Origin of the sequence: Ruminococcus callidus ATCC 27760, from assembly GCF_000468015.1 — a bacterium.
GTDB lineage: Bacteria > Bacillota > Clostridia > Oscillospirales > Ruminococcaceae > Ruminococcus_C > Ruminococcus_C callidus.
Window position 1 is genome coordinate 24413 of sequence record NZ_KI260289.1, and the last position, 2079, is coordinate 26491.

Sequence of the window (2079 nt, forward strand, 5' to 3'; positions counted from 1 at the left end):
TCGCACAATCTTTGTGCGGTATTGCCTAAGGGAACGCAGAAACCGGCTTTGTACGACGTTTCCTGAAAAAGGCGTGTGGTTTTGCGGAACTGCACGTCTTTTTTGTGAGAATGCACGGCTTGCCAACCATGCGAAATCATGCTATAATAAAAAGGACGGTATAAAGTTTACACATTGTTTTGCTGCGGGTGGGAATTGACACCTATTTAAGCCTATAGCTTGCCTGCATCTAAACTTTATGCAGTGCTCTCAAAAAACGATCACAGAAACAGGAGGCACATCGATGAACTATCGAATATTTCTGGTGGAGGACGACCGCAGCATTGCGGACGGACTGCGGCACCAGCTGGAACAGTGGGATTTTGCAGTACAGGTGGTACAGAATTTCCGCGGCGTGCTGGGAGAATTCACGGCGTTTGACCCGCATCTGGTGCTCATGGACATCATGCTGCCCTGTTATGACGGCTACCACTGGTGTCGGGAGATCCGGCAGGTGTCACAGGTGCCGATCATTTTTCTGTCCTCGGCTTCGGACAATATGAATTTAATTATGGCAATGAACATGGGCGGGGACGATTTTATTGCCAAGCCCTTTGACTGGAACGTGCTGCTGGCAAAGATACAGGCACTGCTCCGGCGAACCTACGACTTCGGCGGGCAGACGGCTCTGTTGGAACATCGGGACGCGATCCTCAACACCGTAGATGCCGTGCTGACCTATCACGGAGAACGCATTGACCTGACCAAGAACGAGTACCGGATCCTACAGGCTCTGCTGGAACAGAAGGGCAAGGTCGTCAGTCGGGAAACCTTAATGGAACGGCTCTGGGCAACGGACAGTTTTGTGGACGAGAACACCCTGACTGTCAACGTGAACCGGCTGCGGAAAAAGCTGGACAAGGCGGGGCTGCACGACTTTATCCGTACCAAAGTGGGCATGGGGTATCTGGTGGAATAGGAGGACGGCATGAAAATTTTCGGGGATTATCTCCGCCGGCATCTGGGCAGTATCGGGATATTTCTGGCATGCTGCGGCATTTTTGTGCTGGTATTTTCTCTGTACGACCTGCCGGCGGAAGCCGTGCTGTACGGCGGTGTGCTGTCGGCGGTGCTGTATTTGTTCTGGTTTTTGGTGCGTTTCCGGAAGTATTACCAGAAGTGCCGCACACTCCGGCAGATGCAGCAGGAGATCGTCATTACTACCCGGCACCTCCCGCCGCCGGAGGACGCGTCAGAACAGGCGTATCAGGAACTGGTGGAACTGCTGTACCAGAAGCAGCAGGAACTGACACAGGAATGGCGGGTGCGGTACAGCGACATGATGGAATATTACACGGCGTGGACGCACCAGATGAAAACTCCGATCGCTGCCATGCGGCTGCACCTACAGGCGGCGGACACGCCGGAAAATCACATGCTGCTGGAAGATCTACAGCGAATCGAACAGTATGTGGAAATGGTGCTGTGTTATCTGCGGCTGGACTCAGACTCCACGGATTATCTCTTTGTGCAGTGTGATCTGGACAGTATCGTCCGGCAGGCAGTGCGGCGGTTTTCCGCCCAGTTTATCCACCGGAAGATTCGGCTGGAATATGAGCCGCTGGATTGTCAGGTGCTGACTGATGAAAAGTGGCTGCTGTTCGTGCTGGAGCAGGTGCTCTCCAATGCGTTGAAATATACTCCCTCCGGCGGGACGGTTTCGATTTTTCTGGAGGAGCCGAAAACGCTGTGCATTCGGGACACGGGAATCGGCATTGCAGCGGAGGATCTGCCCCGTATTTTTGAAAAGGGCTTTACAGGCTGCAACGGCAGAACGGACAAAAAGGCAAGCGGCATCGGGTTGTATCTCTGCCGGCGAATCTGCCGGAACCTGAACCATACCATTACAGCGGAGTCGCAGGCAGAGCAAGGCACCACCATTCGCATCGGCATGTTTCGGGAAACACGCGGCATTGAGTGATGTGACAAAAATGTAAGAAAGAAAGCGGGAAATGTAAGCCGAATCGATGGCGAAGCATTTCCCGTTTGTGGTATACTGTAGTAGTCAAGGCAATACCGCACAAAGAGCGTCTGGCGACT

2 protein-coding genes are annotated in these 2079 nt (G+C 53.2%); both read left to right on the forward strand.

The annotated features are described in order from the left end of the window. The first annotated feature begins 283 nt into the window (after positions 1 to 283). Entirely contained in the window at positions 284 to 958 is a 675-nt protein-coding gene (locus RUMCAL_RS00630) for a response regulator transcription factor (RefSeq protein WP_040646346.1), read from the forward strand. A gap of 9 nt (positions 959 to 967) precedes the next feature. Then, positions 968 to 1960 (forward strand): sensor histidine kinase, encoded by a 993-nt coding sequence (locus RUMCAL_RS00635; RefSeq protein ID WP_021680434.1) that lies wholly within the window; start codon positions 968 to 970, stop codon positions 1958 to 1960. Positions 1961 to 2079: the final 119 nt, after the last annotated feature.

Coding starts and splice junctions, on each gene's coding strand:
- RUMCAL_RS00630 (WP_040646346.1), top strand. CDS start 284: ATGAACTATCGAATATTTCTGGTGGAGGACGACCGCAGCATTGCGGAC.
- RUMCAL_RS00635 (WP_021680434.1), top strand. CDS start 968: ATGAAAATTTTCGGGGATTATCTCCGCCGGCATCTGGGCAGTATCGGG.